This is a genomic window from Ruegeria sp. BE3 (genome assembly GCF_056538865.1).
In genome coordinates this window covers 76195-93528 of sequence record NZ_JBQFTW010000010.1, presented here as the reverse complement: position 1 = coordinate 93528, position 17334 = coordinate 76195, and the positions used below count along the sequence as shown (strand labels likewise).

At 57.3% G+C, this 17334-nt stretch carries 14 protein-coding genes; 6 read left to right on the top strand and 8 right to left on the bottom strand.

Going from position 1 to position 17334, the window contains the following annotated elements:
• The first annotated feature begins 35 nt into the window (after positions 1–35).
• Both ACR0AZ_RS18290 and ACR0AZ_RS18285 read left to right on the top strand, forming a co-directional pair.
• Positions 36–656 carry an HAD family hydrolase gene (locus tag ACR0AZ_RS18290; protein WP_480472920.1) on the top strand — a complete coding sequence of 207 codons (621 nt, stop codon included), beginning with the start codon at positions 36–38 and terminating at the stop codon, positions 654–656.
• Positions 653–1564: an ornithine cyclodeaminase family protein gene (locus ACR0AZ_RS18285; protein ID WP_480472818.1), complete on the top strand. Its 912-nt coding sequence runs from the start codon at positions 653–655 to the stop codon at positions 1562–1564. Before ACR0AZ_RS18290 ends, ACR0AZ_RS18285 begins: the two co-directional genes overlap by 4 nt.
• On the opposite strand, the gene ACR0AZ_RS18280 is transcribed toward ACR0AZ_RS18285, so the two are convergent.
• Positions 1565–2806, bottom strand: coding sequence for an MFS transporter (locus ACR0AZ_RS18280; RefSeq protein ID WP_480472820.1), 1242 nt, complete (start codon positions 2804–2806; stop codon positions 1565–1567).
• Between the two features lie 146 nt (positions 2807–2952).
• Between ACR0AZ_RS18280 and zapE the strand changes: the two genes are divergently transcribed.
• On the top strand, positions 2953–4011 hold the full coding sequence (gene zapE, locus ACR0AZ_RS18275) for a cell division protein ZapE (protein WP_480472822.1): 1059 nt from the start codon (positions 2953–2955) through the stop codon (positions 4009–4011).
• Between the two features lie 59 nt (positions 4012–4070).
• Here the strand turns inward: zapE and ACR0AZ_RS18270 are convergent, their stop codons facing one another.
• The 4 genes from ACR0AZ_RS18270 to ACR0AZ_RS18255 are packed head-to-tail and all read right to left on the bottom strand — an operon-like array spanning position 4071 to position 10315.
• Entirely contained in the window at positions 4071–5345 is a 1275-nt protein-coding gene (locus ACR0AZ_RS18270; protein WP_480472824.1) for a bifunctional folylpolyglutamate synthase/dihydrofolate synthase, read from the bottom strand.
• Positions 5342–6274 carry an acetyl-CoA carboxylase, carboxyltransferase subunit beta gene (gene accD, locus ACR0AZ_RS18265; RefSeq protein ID WP_480472826.1) on the bottom strand — a complete coding sequence of 311 codons (933 nt, stop codon included), beginning with the start codon at positions 6272–6274 and terminating at the stop codon, positions 5342–5344. Before accD ends, ACR0AZ_RS18270 begins: the two co-directional genes overlap by 4 nt.
• 59 nt (positions 6275–6333) lie before the next feature.
• Entirely contained in the window at positions 6334–7230 is an 897-nt protein-coding gene (locus ACR0AZ_RS18260) for a CPBP family intramembrane glutamic endopeptidase (RefSeq protein ID WP_480472828.1), read from the bottom strand.
• Positions 7220–10315, bottom strand: a complete 3096-nt coding sequence (locus tag ACR0AZ_RS18255; RefSeq protein ID WP_480472830.1) for an ABC transporter transmembrane domain-containing protein — start codon at positions 10313–10315, stop codon at positions 7220–7222. Before ACR0AZ_RS18255 ends, ACR0AZ_RS18260 begins: the two co-directional genes overlap by 11 nt.
• A gap of 242 nt (positions 10316–10557) precedes the next feature.
• Here ACR0AZ_RS18255 and ACR0AZ_RS18250 point away from each other — a divergent pair, with 242 nt between their 5' ends.
• The 3 genes from ACR0AZ_RS18250 to ACR0AZ_RS18240 all read left to right on the top strand — a co-directional run bounded on the left by ACR0AZ_RS18250 (position 10558) and on the right by ACR0AZ_RS18240 (position 13304).
• Positions 10558–11319, top strand: coding sequence for a DUF6478 family protein (locus ACR0AZ_RS18250; RefSeq protein WP_480472832.1), 762 nt, complete (start codon positions 10558–10560; stop codon positions 11317–11319).
• Between the two features lie 10 nt (positions 11320–11329).
• Positions 11330–11683 (top strand): hypothetical protein, encoded by a 354-nt coding sequence (locus ACR0AZ_RS18245; protein ID WP_480472834.1) that lies wholly within the window; start codon positions 11330–11332, stop codon positions 11681–11683.
• Between the two features lie 94 nt (positions 11684–11777).
• Entirely contained in the window at positions 11778–13304 is a 1527-nt protein-coding gene (locus tag ACR0AZ_RS18240; protein WP_480472836.1) for an MFS transporter, read from the top strand.
• Between the two features lie 31 nt (positions 13305–13335).
• Here ACR0AZ_RS18240 and ACR0AZ_RS18235 read toward each other — a convergent pair whose 3' ends face one another.
• Genes ACR0AZ_RS18235 through gpmI form a run of 3 tightly spaced genes read right to left on the bottom strand, consistent with a single transcriptional unit; the run spans position 13336 to position 17330 of the window.
• Positions 13336–14679, bottom strand: coding sequence for a S41 family peptidase (locus ACR0AZ_RS18235; RefSeq protein WP_480472838.1), 1344 nt, complete (start codon positions 14677–14679; stop codon positions 13336–13338).
• Between the two features lie 6 nt (positions 14680–14685).
• A complete protein-coding gene (locus ACR0AZ_RS18230; protein ID WP_480668026.1) occupies positions 14686–15816 on the bottom strand; it encodes a murein hydrolase activator EnvC family protein in 1131 nt (376 codons plus the stop codon).
• Positions 15813–17330, bottom strand: coding sequence for a 2,3-bisphosphoglycerate-independent phosphoglycerate mutase (gene gpmI / locus ACR0AZ_RS18225; protein WP_480472843.1), 1518 nt, complete (start codon positions 17328–17330; stop codon positions 15813–15815). The genes ACR0AZ_RS18230 and gpmI overlap by 4 nt, the downstream gene beginning before the upstream one ends.
• Positions 17331–17334: the final 4 nt, after the last annotated feature.

Below are 17334 nucleotides of genomic sequence, written 5' to 3'. Positions count from 1 at the left end.
CATGTGCACTGGAGCAGTTTGAGCGGGATCGCATCATGGCCATCGAAGCCGTCATCTTCGACATCGGGAACGTGCTGATCGAATGGCAACCCGAACGCTATTACGACAAGGTCATCGGCGAAGAGCGCCGTCGCGCTATGTTTGCCGAGGTTGATCTGCATGGGATGAATGATCTTGTCGATCAGGGGCATCATTTTACCGACACAATCTATGACTGGGCCGAGAAGTACCCCAAATGGCGCGATGAAATTCGCATGTGGCATGACAAGTGGATCGAACTTGCAACGCCCGAAATACCGCATTCGGTTCGCTTGTTGCGGGCACTGCGTGCGAACGATGTTTCAGTTTTTGCGCTGACCAACTTCGGGGTGCAGAATTTCGATTATGCCACCACTGTTTATCCGTTTCTGAACGAATTCGACCGGCAATATGTCTCGGGCCGGATGAAAGCCGTCAAGCCGCACCAGCCGATTTATGAAATGGTGGAAGCCGATTGTGGTTTGGCGCCAGAGACGCTGCTATTTGCTGATGATCGCATCGACAACATCGAAACGGCGCGGGCGCGCGGCTGGCAGACCCATCATTTCCACACGCCACAAGGCTGGGCAGAGCGATTGGTCGCCGAAGGTCTGTTATCGGAGGATCAGGCACGGTGAACATTCTTCAGATACCGTTCGCAGAAGGAGAAGCCAATCTGGATTGGATTGAGCTGACCGAAGCGCTTGCCAAGGGACATCAGAGACCGAAGGCACAGATAGAAGATACGTTCCTCTACCGAGGCGACGACACCCTTCTGTCGCGTTCGGCCTGGGTGGACGGGTTGGGTATCGCGGTCAAGTCGACAACCATATTCCCGGGTAATGCTCAGATCGGGCGACCCGTGATCGACGGCTCGGTCAGTGTGTATGACGACGCGGATGGTCGGCTTGCAGCATTGATTGATTTCTTTCTGGTGACCAAATGGAAGACCGCCGGTGACAGCCTGTTGGGGGCATTACGGTTGGCGAACCCGGATAGCAGCAGCATATTGATCCTAGGTGCCGGACCAGTTGCGGCTTCCTTGTGTGAGGCGTTTACAGCGGGTTTCCCCCACGCGCGGATTTCTTTGTGGAACAGGACGAGCGTGAAGGCCGAGGCCCTTGCCGAAAAGTTTGACAATGTCGACGTTGCCTATGACCTGCCGGACGCCGTAGATCGCGCAGATATCGTCGCGACCGCAACGATGAGCACTCAGCCCATCATCCGCGGAGAATGGTTGCGTCCCGGCCAGCACCTGAACCTTGTTGGAGCTTACAGGCCAGACATGCGCGAGACGGATGACGCTGCGCTTCAGCGTGGGTCTATTTACATGGACAGCTTTGACTCGACGGTTGAGCACATTGGCGAGATCAAAACCCCTCTTGCCGAGGGGGCGATCTCAGGCAACGACCTGATCGCAGACTACTACGCGCTGGAGAAATTCTCGCCCGACCCGTCCAGTATTACGATATTCAAGAATGGTGGCGGAGCGCATCTGGATCTGATGACCAGCCGCTATATCATCGACAAGTATCAGCAGGCCTGATTAGGCTGCGGCGACCACGCCAGAGCGGTCCTCGCGGATCGGCAGGTGGACGATGGCGCTGAACGCTCCGATCCCGACGCCAATCCACCAGACCAGCGTATAGTCTCCATAGAGATCATACATGCGCCCACCCAGCCAGATGCCCAGAAAACTACCGATCTGATGGCTGAGGAACACGATGCCATACAGGGTCCCCATGTACCGCAAACCGAACAGATGCGCGACAAGGCCCGAGGTGAGCGGGATCGTTGCGAGCCACAGAGAGCCCATAGCCAGTGAGAACGCGATCACGGTCAGCGGTGTGATCGGAAACATGATGAAGGCGGCCGCCGCGATGGTGCGGCCGGTATAAACCGCTGCCAGCAGGTATTTCTTGGGAAAGTGATTTCCGGCCCAGCCCGCCAACAGGGTCCCGCCGATATTCGCAAGACCGATCAGGGAAATCGCAATCGCTCCGAGGGCCGAGGTGGTTGTGATGCCAATTGAATGCAGAAGCCCTCCGGGCTGGATCGGGCCGCACATTTCAGTCACGAAGGCCGGAAAATGTGCGGTGACAAAGCCCAGCTGATAGCCGCAGCTGAAAAATCCGATGGCGATCAGCGCGTAAGACGGATCGCGAAGAGCTTTGCCAAGGATTTGGCTCATGCTTTCTTCCAACTCACTCTTTGCAGCGGGTTTGAGCGCGCGCATGTAAGGCAAAGTCAGCACCAGTGCGAGGATCGCTGCGGCAAAGATCAGAAAGACCTGTTGCCAAGGCAGGAAACTCAACAACCATTCAGCCGTTGGTGCGCCGATGACCTGCCCAAAGCTGCCTGCCGCCGTGACGATGGCCAGCGACATTGAGCGGTTCTGATCGGACGAGGCCCGCCCCACGACAGCCAGCACCACGCCAAAGCCGGTTCCCGCTATGCCAAACCCCACAAGCCACGCATACATCTGATGTCCGAACGGCGTCACGGACCACGCGCTCAGAACCATACCCGCTGTATAGGTCAGAGCACCCAGCACGATGGCGCGCCGGTCCCCGATCTTTTCGGCGATAGCCCCGAAGATCGGCTGCCCGATCCCCCAGGCAAGATTCTGAATGGCAATCGCCATCGAGAAATCGGTGCGCAGCCAGCCGAATTCATCTGCGATGGGAATCTGAAATACGCCAAAGGACGCACGCACCGCGAAGCTGACGGTGATGATGATACACCCGACGATCAGGATCGGATTCAGCAGACGTGCGGATTGGGGCATGAAGGCTCCGATTTTGTTGAGGGCTCAGATTACTGTGAACTCAAGACCCGTCAATTCAGGAGTTTTGTGGTATCGGTTCAGCAAAATTGATGTGTTCGGAAAAAGGTTTCTTTTCAACGGGTGAACCGAACGTTATGGCTCGGGATATGACGGATTTGATATCGCTTTACGAGGCGCGCATCGCGGATGGCACGCTGACGCGTGATGACGCGCAAGAGGCCGTTCTACCCCGGTTTGAACGTATCCGGGTGGCTCTGGCTGAACCGGTCAAGCGTGGTTTTTTCCGCAAGGCCCCGCCCCCACCCCAGGGTCTGTATCTTTGGGGCGGTGTTGGGCGTGGCAAATCCATGATGATGGATATGTTCGTTGAAACACTTGGCGATATTCCAGCGCGCCGCGTACACTTTCACGCCTTCATGCAAGAAATCCACGCCGGGCTGCACAAGGCCCGCGAAGATGGCATCGAGGATGCCTTGGCTCCGGTGGCCAATGCGGTTGTGAAATCTGCCAAAGTACTGGCTTTTGATGAGATGCAGATCACCGATATCACCGACGCCATGATCGTTGGGCGGTTGTTCGACATGTTGCATGCGGGTGGGGTCGTGGTGGTCACGACCTCGAACCGGCATCCGGATGATCTGTACAAAGATGGGCTGAACCGGCAGCTTTTCTTGCCTTTTATCGCGCATATCAAAGAGCAGCTTGAAGTCTGGGAACTGATTTCGCCGACCGACTATCGCCAAAACCGACTGGAGGGATCTCCGGTCTACTTCTCGCCCATTGGACCAGAAGCACGTGAGAAGATCAGGGGTGTTTGGAAAGATCTATCCGGCGGTCCCGCAGAGCCATTGTCGTTGCAGGTCAAAGGTCGTGAAGTTGTTCTGCCCGCGTTTCGAAACGGAGTGGCGCGAGCATCGTTCTACGATCTTTGCGGACGTATGCTGGGACCCGGAGACTATCTTGCCATCGCTGAGGCGGTAAAGGTTCTGGTGCTGGAAGATGTTCCACGGCTCTCCCGTAACAATTTCAACGAAGCCAAGCGTTTTGTGACCCTGATCGACGCGCTCTATGAAGCCAAAGTGCGGCTGATCTGTTCAGCGGCGGCGGAGCCCGAGATGCTGTATGTCGAAGGTGAAGGAACGTTCGAGTTTGAGCGTACAGCGTCGCGTCTACGTGAGATGCAGGATCAGGATTGGGGGCGGTAGGGGGCACTGCTCCCGTCGCCTTTGGCGACTCCCCCGAGGTATTCTGGCCAGATGAAGCCTTAGCCGTTCTCGCGCAGGATATTGCCCGCCAGATAAAGCGAACCGCAAATCAGAACACGGGCTTGCGGGTCTTTCGCGGTGATCGCGCTGAGCGCTTCTGCTACGCTGCCTGCCGTCGAGGCGGGCAAATCGACTTTTGTAGCAGCCATGGCCGTGTCTTCGGCGCTGAGGGTGTTGGCTTCGCCCGGGATTGAGACGGCGGTGAGGGTATCGGCTTGCGCGGCCAGAGGCGCGAGATAACCTGTAACATCTTTTGTATTGAGCATGCCGCAGATCATATGCGTCGGCTTTTTAGGCAGCTTCGACAATACATCCGCCAAGGCGATTCCGGCGGCGGCATTGTGCCCCCCATCCAGCCAAAGCTCAGCCTGAGGGGCCTGATCGATCAGCGGACCCGTTTTAAGGCGCTGCATCCGGGCGGGCCATTCGGCCTTGGTGACAGCGGCCTCATAGGCGGCGTCTCCCATTTGCAGATGGCGCAGGACTGCGAGCGCGGCACCCGCGTTCTGGATTTGATGCGCGCCCAGAAGATTGGGCAGCGGCAGGTCGCGAAGGCCGGTTTCGTCCTGATAGACGAGGCGACCGTTTTCCTCGTGCACATGCCAGTGCTGACCGTGCACCATCAGCGGCGCACCAAGCCGGGCGGCGGTGTATTCGATGACCTCCAAAGCTTCATCTTCCTGGGGACCGACGATGCAGGGCACGCCCGGTTTGATGATCCCGGCCTTTTCAGCCGCGATCTTGCCCAGTGTATTGCCGAGGAATTGTTCGTGGTCGATCGAGACCGGGGTGATCACCGTTACTTTGGGTTGTTCAATCACATTTGTGGCGTCAAGACGCCCGCCCAGACCCACCTCAAGCAGCGTATAGTCCGCTTTCGTCCGCGCAAAAGCCAGCAAGGCGGCGCAGGTGGTGATCTCAAAATAGGTGATGTTCTCGCCGCCATTAGCAGCATAGCATTCATCCAGCACCGTCGTCAGATCGGCCTCTGAAATCAGCTCTCCGGCCAGCCGAATGCGTTCGTGGAAGCGCGCCAGATGGGGCGAGGTATAAGCATGGGCCGCGCACGCTGCCCCTTCAAGCCCTGCGCGGATCATGGCCTGGGTTGAGCCCTTGCCATTGGTTCCCGCGATATGGATCACCGGAGGCAGTTTGAGCTGCGGGTTGTCGAGTGCCGCCAGCAAACGCCAGACGCGGTCCAAGGTCAAATCGATGATCTTGGGATGCAGCGCCATCATCCGATCAAGGATGGCGTCCGAACTCTGGTTGGTCATTTTTCTGCCGTGTCCTCGGCGGGGGCTTCTTCTGTTGCAGCTTCCGGCTCGGGTGCCGGCAGATCACCTTTGACCGCCGGGGGCTGGTTCATCAGCATTCGGGTGATAGTGATCAGCTCTTCGCGCATTTCGGTGCGCTTGGTGACGCGATCCAGCATGCCGTGATCCAGCAGATATTCAGCACGCTGGAAGCCTTCGGGCAGTTTTTCACGGATAGTCTGTTCAATCACACGAGGGCCAGCGAAACAGATCAGCGCATTCGGCTCCGAAATATGCACGTCGCCCAACATCGCATAAGACGCGGTGACGCCGCCCGTAGTCGGATGGGTCAGCACGACGATGTAAGGCAGGTTTGCTTCTTTCAGCATTTCAACCGCCACCGTGGTGCGCGGCATCTGCATCAGGCTGAGGATGCCTTCCTGCATCCGCGCCCCGCCAGCTGCCGAGAACAGGATAAGCGGGCGCTTCAGCTTCACCGCCTCTTGTGCTGCGGCGATGATCGCATTTCCCACAAACATGCCCATTGAGCCGCCCATGAACGAGAAATCCTGTGCCGCCGCCACGATCGGAGTACGTCCGATCTCACCCGTGGCGACCAGCATCGCTTCTTTCTCGCCGGTCTTTTTCTGCGCAGCCTTCATCCGGTCGGGATATTTCTTCTGATCGCGGAACTGCAGCGGGTCATCCTTGGGCGCGGGGACCTTCACTTCGGTAAAAATACCGCCGTCAAACAGATGCGTGAAACGGTCGCGCGGCGTGATCGCCATGTGATGACCACACTGGGTACAGACATTCTGGTTTTCCGCCAGCTCGCGGTGGAACAACATCGTTCCGCATTCGTCACACTTATGCCAAAGATTTTCGGGCACTTCGCGGCGCGAGAAGATCGAGTTGATCCGAGGGCGGACGTAGTTTGTGATCCAGTTCATGTCGGAACCTTGCTGAGACTGCGTTGACGTCAAATAAGACGCTGGCGCAGGAATTGCAATCAGCGCCTGAGGACTAGTCGCGCAGCGAGCCATCCCACAATCATGAGCCCGAAGTCGACAAGCAGCCAGGGTCGGATGGCCTGCGTATCCGAGACCTCATACGGAAGGTGATACAGCGCCAGGCCGCTCAGGCTGTCCGGCAACGAAATCACAAGCAGTGCCGCAAAATTGTTGAAGAAATGCAAGGCAATTGCCGGGCCCAGAGTGCCAGATCTGGCGGTAAGATCGGCAGCCAATACCCCGAAAGCCAGCGCCCAGATGGCTATCAGCAGAGCATTGTCACCAGCTGTCGACGGGCTGTAGTGCCCGACCGCAAACAAAATCGAAGGCAGGACCATCCAGATCAGCGGCGATTGGAACCGCGCCGCCAGACCTTGTTGCAGGTAGCCTCTGAACAGTATTTCTTCGGCGCTGGTTTGTATCAAGACCGCGATAACCGACAGAGGCAGTAAGATCAGCCACTTGGACAGCGGCAAATTGGCGACCAGCGGTGCCCCCAGATCATAAGGCGGCAAGATCAATAGAACCACACCGAGCAACACCAACGCACGCAAGACACGCCAGAACTGCCGTATCGCCACCGTTTGCGGCCCGATCACAGTCGCGAGCGAGCGACGTTGGGCCCATCTTGCTGCGAGTGCGACCCCCAAAATGGCAAAGATGAAACTGGCCAGAATGACCAAAAGCGCCGCCGGGGACGTTCCGCTCAGGAAATCGCGCGCCCATTTGGTGGATCCCAGACTTGCGATCATGGTGAACAGTATCGTGTTCAGGATGAGCACAACCGCAGCGACAATGACCATCCCAACGATCAGACGCCAAAGCTCGGGGCGTTTCCGAGCTTCGGTTAATAGAACCTGATGGGGGTCATAGGCCCTTTGATAATCAAGTGTCATTCGGCTGCTCGACGTGCTGCGTGGTCGCCTCTTGTCCGGTTGTGGTGCCAGGGTGGAACAGTCGCTCCGCTGCCGATGACAGATAACCTGCCACTGTTTCGAGAAGTTTGACCGCGACGCCTGCGTCGCTTTCGATCACCGCGCGCAGTTCTTCAGCACCGATTCTCAGGAATGCGCAATTCGTAGTCGCCACCAGATCCAGCTGTCGTGGTTCATTTGTGATGATCGCGAGGTCTCCGATCAGACGTCCGGGTTCGACCGTCGAGAGCGTTTCGACCGCGCCATCCTTGTCCAACAGATTCAGACTGGCCTCACCCGAGATACACAGATAGGCCGCGTCCGGCGCCTGGCCGCGTGCGAATATGGTTTGACCCGCCGCGGCCTCATACCATTGGGCCGAGAACGCCAGCAGGCGCTGGTTGCGACCATCAAGGCGCGAGAACAACTCGGTCGAAGAAATGATCTTGAGCTTCCGGCTGAGATCATCTGAGGAGCTATCTTCAGTTTCCGGTCGTACGCGTGACACGCCGTCGATGCGACCGTCTTTGACCTCGACAAACAGGTCGTAGGCTTCGGGATGGGCAAAATGATCCTCCATGAAGATCATGATCGAGTCGGGCAATAGCTCGCGCAGTTTCAGTCGGGTACGCAAGCGGCTTTCCGAATCGTGGCTGGCAAGCGCCTTGTCGAGGATCAGAATATCGGGCCGCTTGATCCCGGCACGCGAAAACGCGGCACGCTCCTGAAACACCGTCGGCAAATTATTTCCGCCCAGCCCCGAAGGCAGATCATAAATGATTGCCGCCGCGCGACGGCGCAATCCGGCTTCATTGAGCACTTCGGCCACAAGGTCTTCGATCTCTTCTACATGAGCGCCAGCCATGATCGAAACCCGGCCATAAAGCGCGTTTTCCATTGCTGTCAGCCGCGGGACATAGAGATCAGGTGAGACCGGGACAAACAATCCGTCCATAGCGCTGCGCAATCTTTCGGCCTGACTGTGGCGAATGGAAAGAATCTTTTCCTTATATTCCTCTGGGAAGCTGGGGCCGATCTGTTCCGCGGTCAGCATGAAAGGCACGGTCAGAAGAAGTGCTCGATCCTGAACACTTATTGCCTCGTCACCTTTGGAATTGCGCTGTTCCTCAATATCCAGAAGGCGGTGATACATGTCCTTAGACAGGCCCAAACGCAAGAACAGGGGGTGATCTGCACCATCCCGACCAAAGGTTTGGTTCAGCGTTTGCAAAACCGCATCGGCAATGCGCAACGCATCATCATCCAGTTTGTGAGCAGCCAGCATCGACATGAACCGTCCGTCACCTGCCAACAAATCGGCTGAGATATCGTGTGACGGCGATGCGAACAGAAGGTTCCCGCCCAAAGGCACCGCAGGGTTAAAGAGATCCGGGTCGAAGCGATAAACATACTGATCCAAGCCGCGCTCCTGCAGGCGGGCTGCAACGGTTTCGCGCAGATTGACGATCTCTTGCGCCAACTCCGGGTGAACTTCGGGATCGAAGCGGGAGCGTAAGGTTCGGCGGAACATGAACTCATCAATGCCCATCGCTTCGACCAGTTTGAACCACCAGTCGCGGATATCCTCGATATCGTCGAGCCCTGCCAAGCCCGGATCAATCCACTCGTCGCTGAGTGAATCGGGTGGATTGCCTGCCCGGACCGCCTCGATCTGGCGGCGACTGGGTAGCTTCAGCGCGTCTTTTTCATGCTGAGGGTGCGTGCGAAGCGGCATCAAAAGATTGTCGCCCAACGTGCCGTCAAACAGATAGGGACGCGAATAGGCGTAACCGATTCTGGCGGCAATCACGGATTGGTGCAGGTCGTTCAGGTTGTGACCCGCCATGACGACTTCGCCCTGCACCGGCAACAATTCACGCGTCAGCAACTGCGCCAATGCGCTACGTTCGGCAGCGTGGGTCGACTGGATGGCAACACGTGCGCCATGGGGAATGGTCAGATCGATGTCTTCAAGAATGGTCTTCCCGTCATCGTCTCGCACGGTCACATTACGCAGTTCAACATTGCCGATCAGATGTGGGATTGTCTCTGGAACGCCTTCGAACAGGCGCTCGGGGATCATGTTTAAAGGCGCAAAGCGCTCGGTCACGATTTCCCAACGCAGCGACATATCTTGTACTTGATTGTAATAGGTCAGAAGGTCTTTCCACGGGCCACTGAGGTCTTTGTACGCGCCCAAAGCCGCGACCAGCGCACCCACCGTCACCTCACCCGTAATCGCCAGATAACCGCCAACCGAATAAAACAGGAAGGGCGTCATCTGCGTGATCAGGTTGTTGAGGAATTTCATGAAAAATTTCTTGTTGTAGATCTTGAACCGGATCTCGAACAAGGTGCCCAGGCGGTGGCTGAACTGCGCCAGGCGATAGCGCCAGCCGCCATTGGTGCGCAAGTCGCTGATACCGGCGGCACTTTCACCGATCTCAGAGCTCAGGCGGCGAACCTCTTGGATACGGTCCTTGTTCAGCAAGTTGATCTGCCGCTGCAGCTTGGGGATCAGCCACGCCTGTAACGGGATCAGAGCAATACTGGCCAACCCGAACCAGACGCTTTGCATGAACAGGAAGGTGACGATAGTCATCATCTGGCCGAACTGGAAAACTGGCTGCGCGATTGCGTCCCCCATCAGGCCACCCATTGGCTCGGCTTCGGACGTGATCATCGATACCAGCTCACCCTGGCTGGTGGTGGCGAAATAAGACTTCGGGAACCGCATGGATCGGCTGATCAGTGTGAATCGCAGACGGCGCAGCATGCGTTCGGCCAGAATGCCCTTCATCGTGTTGATGCGCATCTTCATCAAACCGCTGACAATAACAGTGGCAAGAAAGGCAAAGCAGAGGATCATCAGATATTGAATCTGAGTCACGGTGATCCCGAATACCGTCACCGTATCGGCGGGCGCACCAATCGCGTCATTGATGATCTGCTTTGGCAGTTCAAGCGACGCATAGAGGAAGGGAAACGACAAAACTGTCAGCGCCAACAGCACCATCTGCTGCTTTTTTGAGTATTTCCAGATGAATGAAAATAAGGTGGGTTCCATACACCTGCCTCGCCTTGAAACTGAATGATCCAAAGACGTTGCACAACATCCCAACGATCAGAGAGCCGAAGGTACGCTTCGGCTTGACCTATTGCAAGAATGACAGGGCGCGTATCCTGCGATTTTCGACCTGATTTATGATCGCTGATCCAGGATCAAATTTTGGACAGATCGGCACAAGACGTGTTTGTCCCGCGTGCGGTCTTTGACTAAAGAAGAGGATAGCTTTGGAATATGGGGCGATGGGCAAACTTCTGGACCGATATCTGCAACGCAAGCTGCTGACCCGGTGGCGCGATGCCGCGCAACGCGCGGATCAGGCTTCGTTGTCTGAACTTCGACGCCAGCGCGACGATGCGCGTCAGTTGCGCAAGCAACTCGACCTTTTGACGCGCGCAGCCGATGGTCGTCTGGTTCAGCCCATGATCGGTTCCGACCAGTTTCCGCGACCATTGGGTACAGATTGGTCCTGGAGACCCAATCTGTGGAAACTGCCATCGGACCGCAAAGGCCTGGCCTCAGCTCCGCGCAAGGCGCGGATGGATGAGCAAATGACCCTGTTTCATGACTGCGACCAGTCTGAAATAGCGATGCAACAAGTCCGAAACCGGCGGGACAAGGACCTCGCGCCTTTTAGTATGGCGATAGAAGTTTTTGATTTTCAAGGGTCTTTCCTGTCATTGTCGGTAGAGCTTCCTGCCGACGCAGCGACGAATTTGACCGGCCAACATCTTATGCGCGTCGATACGGTGGTGGAAAGTGAACGACCAGCCGTTGTATTCGCCCGCCTCAACATCCAGCATGGCCCGAACACCGAACAGGTTCTGCGTCAACTCGATTTGTCCCGACCCGAGGCCGCAGTGGATTTTGATCTGGCGCATCTGCACCTGAACGAGCGCAGAATAGAAAAGCTATGGCTGGATCTGATTCTGGAGCAACCCGCGATGAACCGCGTTATTCTACGTGATCTGACGTTCTGTCGCCACCATCGAGCCGATCTGTAAGGGGGATGACATGACGCAACCGATCCTGACTCCGATCCGTTTCGAAAATGCTCTGTGGCAAGGGCATCTACGCTCCGAGAGTGAACCGCAGATCGATGTCCGCTACCTTGGCGAGCCCGTACCGGATGTCGAACTCTCCTCCGAAGCGGACGGGTGGAGCCTGCGCATTCCAGTGCCCCTTGCAGCGTTGTCTGAAGGGGTCCATTGCATCGCCATCTTTGATGCAACCACAGATCAGAAGCTTGGGGATTTCACAATCATCGCAGGCACGCCGGCCGCTGACGACATGCGTGCCGAGATGGCGCTGCTGCGCGCTGAACTGGATATGTTGAAACGGGCATTCCGGCGGTCTCAGGCCACCTAGGATTCGTCCTGATCTCAAACACACCGGGCCGTTTCCCTATCTTTTCAGCCCCATCCGTGCATCATGGAGTAATTTAGCGCGGATTGGGGGGCCCATGGACCGCAAGAGCATCATCAAAGTTATTGCCTTAATGGTGACAGGCTTTGGGATCGGGATCGATTTCACCGGCGCGCTCATGCTGGTCCCGGCAATCGAGAACAGCTTCGACGCAGATATCACAAGTACGCAGTGGGTCCTCAATATTTATGCACTGTTTTTTGCCATGACCATGGTCGCTGGCGGCCGGCTAGGCGACATGTATGGACACCGCAAGGTGATGATCATCGGTCTTTCGATTTTCCTTTTCGCGTCGATCCTTTGCTTTGTCGCCCCTGGCCTGGACTACCTGATTGGCGCCCGCGCCTTGCAAGGGATCGGGGCGGGCTGTGTCTGGCCCTGCACGCTGGCCTTCGGGGCCACCAAAGTATCGAGAGAAGAGCACCGCGCGTTGGTGATGGGCCTCATTCTGGCAGGGGTAACAACCGGCAATGTTTTTGGCCCATTGATCAGTGGCGCAGCGGTCAATCTGGGCGATTGGCGATTGTTTTTCCTGGCAAATGTCATTTTCTCCAGCATATCGATGGCCACCGCGATACTACTGATGGAGCGCGAGACCCAGCATAAGAAAGGTGAACATATCGACTTTGCCGGGATGGGCATTCTGTCCTTCGCAGTGCTGCTTTTGCTCTACGGGTTGGATGTCGGTGCGGATTGGGGCTGGACCTCGGTTCCGCTTTTGCTGCTGTTCTTCGTCAGCGCGGTGCTGTTCTTCCTGTTCCCGAAGATCGAAAAGCGCGTCAAGGAACCGCTGTTGTTGCCACAACTGATGCAGAACCGAGAGTTTCTGATCACTCTTGGCCTGAACATGTTCAACGTCTCGGCGGCTTTTGTGGCCTTGCTGTATTTCCCGCAATACATGCAAAAGGTGCTTGGATGGTCGGTATTCCAGTCGGCCCTGGGACTGGCTCCGTTGACTGTATTGCTCGCGGTTGGCTCCATCGTTTCGGGCACGCTTTACAATGATTTCGGGCCAAAACGGTTGCTGTTCTGGGGATATGTCTGCGCAACTGTTGGTGCGACGAGCGTGATCATCATACCCGAAAGCTGGGGGTATTTTCAGATCTTGCCCGGCATGGCGCTTATGGGGCTCGGAGCAACGCTGACGGTCGGCCCCTCGGGCACTGCCGCAGTCTGCGCCGTCAAACCCGAACGGGCGGGCCTGGTGGGAGGGCTGAGCTTCATGACTCATCTTGTCTATGGGGCCATTTCAGTCGCGTGTGCAACGGCGATAATGTATGTCGTCAGCCTGTCCAGCTTGCGTGATCAGCTTGCCGCCGCAGGTATCGACATGTCAGAGGCGGATCAAAAAGCGATCAATGGCGGTACTCTGACGACCGACTCGGCAAAGGCCGTGCTGCAAAAACTGGGGTCTGGTGAAGTTGAAAAGGTAAAGGCCGCCATAGCGACAGCCTTTGATAGTGGAATGAATATGGCCTTCGTGTTCTCTGCGATCTCGGTTTCGATCGGGATCATACTCTCCCTGATGCTGGACGAGAAGAAGCTGCACAAAGTCGAAGGCTAAACGGGCCGCAATGCATGCGGCCCTCTATGCATTACTGCGACGGACCTGCCGGATTAAAGGCAGACAGGCCCTTGAGGATATCGATGGCATAGGCCAGTTGATAGTCTTGCTCGCGCAGCTCTGCCGTTGCTTCCGCCTTGGCACGATCTTCTTCGATCTGACGAACCTCATCCTCGCTCAAACTGTCGTTGTTCAGGCTGCCCCGCAGGTCGGCCTCAGACCGGGTGCGAGCATTGCTTTCCTCTTCCTCCTCGGTTGCGGGCGCCGGACGCGGCTGTTCCACGATGATGTCCGGGCTGACGCCAAGCGCCTGGATCGAGCGACCCGATGGCGTGTAATAGCGCGACGTGGTCAGACGCATCGCCCCGTCGCCGCGCAATGGCATGACTGTCTGGACCGAGCCTTTGCCAAAGCTCTTGGTGCCCACGACGATCGCGCGGTGATGATCCTGCAGCGCACCCGCAACAATCTCGGAGGCTGAAGCCGAACCACCGTTGATCAGAACAACAATTGGTTTGCCACCGGTCAGATCGCCGGGCGTGGCGTTGAAACGCTCACCATCTTCGGGGTCACGGCCCCGGGTCGAGACGATTTCACCTTCATCCAGAAACGCGTCCGAAACCTTGATGGCCTGGGTCAGCAAACCGCCCGGATTGTTGCGCAGATCCAGCACGATACCGTTGACGTTTTCGATACCGCCAGCCTCGTCGATCTGTTCTTCCAGTCCTGATTTAAGGTTGGGATAAGTCTGGTCATTGAAGGTGGTGACACGCAGAACAACACTGGTCCCTTCGGTGCGGGCCCGAACGGCCGTCAGCTTGATAGTGTCGCGAATAATAGTGACATCGAAGGGATCAGCCTCGCCCTCACGCACTACGGTGATCACGATCTCGGACCCGACCGGTCCGCGCATCAGATCGACCGCCTTGTCCAGTGTCAGGCCCAGAATGCTCTCACCATCCACATGGGTGATGAAATCACCCGCTTCGATACCTGCGGCATCCGCCGGGGTGTCATCGATCGGAGAGACGACTTTCACGAAACCATCTTCCTGCGTGACTTCAATCCCCAGCCCGCCAAACTCGCCGCGCGTCTGCACGCGCATCTGTTCCGCATCATCCGGAGACAGGTAGCTGGAATGCGGATCCAGCGAGGTCAGCATCCCATCAATCGCTGCTTCGATCAGTTCTTCGGTTTCCACTTCCTCGACATATTGCGCGCGGATGCGTTCGAAGATGTCACCAAACAGATCCAACTGCTCATAAACGCTGGCCTTGTTTTCAGCCTCTTGAGCCAGCAAGGGGCCTGCGATCTGAGTGGTTGCGATAATCCCTGCCACGGTGCCGGCCAGACCGGCCATCACAAATTTCTTCATACTCGTCTATCCATCCTTGTCCATCCGGAACCAATTGTCCGGATCCACGGGGCTGTTGTCTTGTCTTACCTCTATATAGAGCGTTTCTGACCGGTCAGTTCCAGTGCCATCACTGCTTGTTGACATAATAGCGCCGATTCCCGGTGTTTCACCGGGCATCAGACCGACCGGAGTACCCTCGGGGATCACCTGTCCGGGCTGACCATAGACCTCTTGCAGGCCAGAGAACACAAAAAGCAGATCAGGCTGAGGCTCCAGGATCACCAGATTCCCCAAATCCAGCAGAGGGCCACGATAGCGGATCGTCGCAGCCGTCGGTGACACAACCAGTGCGCGCGGGCGCGTGCCCAGCACCAACCCCGGACGCGTGACCCCTGCGGCATCCGTCTCACCCGCTCTATGCAGGATCACACCTTGCGTCGGCAGCGCGATCTGGCCTTTGAGATCAGCGATATCGGCAGTGGTCACCGCAATTTCGCCCGCTGAAATCTCGGACAGGCCGCTGGCAAACCCATCCAGTGTTTCTGTCGATGAAATCAGAATGGCCGTGCGCACCGGATCTTCGACAAAACGGCGCGGCAGGTCGGTGCGGTCTGCAATCGCTTGACTCAGCTTCGTTCGAGCATCCTGCACGCCTGACAGGCCCTCGGTCAGCGTATCCGCAGCGCTTTGCTGAAGCTGCCGTAGCGTCTGAACCTCTTGCAGATCAGCCGCCAACGCCCGGGCCTGTGCGTTCAGGCCCGGTGTGACCTCGGACAGCATCATTCCGGTTCGTGCTGCCCCCAAGGGCCCTGACGGGTGCAGCATCAGCACTGGTGGAGCGGTCGTTTCAATGGTTTGCAGCACGCCCAGCAATCGCGCCACATCTTGTTCGCGCGCCTGCAGTTCTGCGGTCAATTGGGCTTCACGCAGCGTCGCTCGGCGCAAACCGTCGCGCATCGCCGTCAACCCAACCTCATAGGCCTGGATCGTTTCGGTCAGCGCACGCACGCGGTCACGGGCCGAGTCAGCCTCCGACAGAGCAATCGAGGCCTGCTCCAGCATTTGCGCAGCCTCCAACGCGGCCTCAGACGGGCTGTCTTGAGCCATCGCAGGCCACGGCCAGAGCAATGTCAGGCTGAGCCAGAATACCCTCATGTCAGCAGGCTTTGCCCGGTCATCTCAGCAGGCACCGGTAGTTCCATGAGCTGCAGTAGCGTCGGCGCGAGATCGGCCAGCCGTCCATCGCGCAAACCTGCGCCCTCAGGACCACCGACCAAAACGACAGGCACCGGGTTTAGCGTATGCGCGGTGTGCGGGCCACCTGTTTGCGGATCGACCATCATTTCGCAATTGCCATGGTCCGCAGTCACGATCATCGCGCCACCGACCTGTTTCAAGGCGGCAACCACTTGCCCCAAACCCTGATCAACGGCTTCGCAGGCATCAATCGCCGCTTGCAGGTCGCCCGTGTGGCCGACCATATCAGGGTTCGCGTAATTGGTGACAATCAGATCATACCCGGCATGTATTGCTCCGACGAATTTCTCGGTCACTTCGACCGAGGACATCTCGGGCTGCATGTCATAAGTCGCCACCTTGGGCGACTTGGGCATAAAGCGGTCCTCGCCCCCTTCAGCCTGTTCCTTACCGCCGTTCAGGAAAAAGGTGACATGAGGGTATTTCTCGGTCTCGGCCAACCGGAACTGGCGCAAGCCCTGTTTTGCGACCCATTCGCCCAGAGTATTCACGATATCGCGCTTGGGAAAAACAGTGGTCATGTAGTCATTGTGGCCATCGGAATACTCGACCATGCCAAGCAGCGCCGACAGTTCTGGGCGCGGGCCGGTGTCGAAATCGGCAAAGCCGGGCTCACCGATGGCGCGCAGAATTTCGCGGGCGCGGTCGGCGCGGAAGTTCAGGCAGAAGAAGCCGTCACCATCTTTCAGCCCCGCATAGCCCTCAAGCACCGTGGGCGTGATGAACTCGTCCGTTTCCGATTGGTTATAGGCATGATCCACGGCAAAATGGGCGGTGTTTTCCACCCTGCCCTGCGCTTTGATGATGGCGTTGTACGCCTCGGACACCCGCTCCCAACGATTGTCTCGATCCATGGCAAAGTAGCGGCCGCAGACGGTGACGATCTTTGCTCCTTCGGGCAAACGGTCTTCAAGCTCCGAGATATAGGTAAAGGCTGATTTCGGAGCCACATCGCGCCCGTCCGTAATGGCATGCAATACGACCGGGATGCCCGCATCGGTGATGGCCTTGGCGGCGGCCACGATGTGATCCAGATGCCCGTGTACTCCACCATCCGAAACCAAACCCATCAGATGGGCTGCCCCACCTGCAGTTTTCACCTTAGCGATGAAGTCCTGCAGCGCGTGATTGTCAAAGAACGAGCCGTCTTCGATGGCCAGATCAATCTGTCCCAGATCCATCGCGACCACGCGCCCTGCCCCGATATTGGTGTGACCAACCTCGGAGTTACCCATCTGACCGCTGGGCAAACCCACATCCGGCCCATGCGTAATCAGCTGCGCACGAGGACCTTCCGCCATAAGGGCATCAAAGTTCGGGGTATTGGCCAGATAGGGTGCGTTGGCTTTGGTGTCTTCAGACAGGCCCCAACCATCAAGGATACACAGGACAACGGGTTTGGGGGCGGTCATGAAA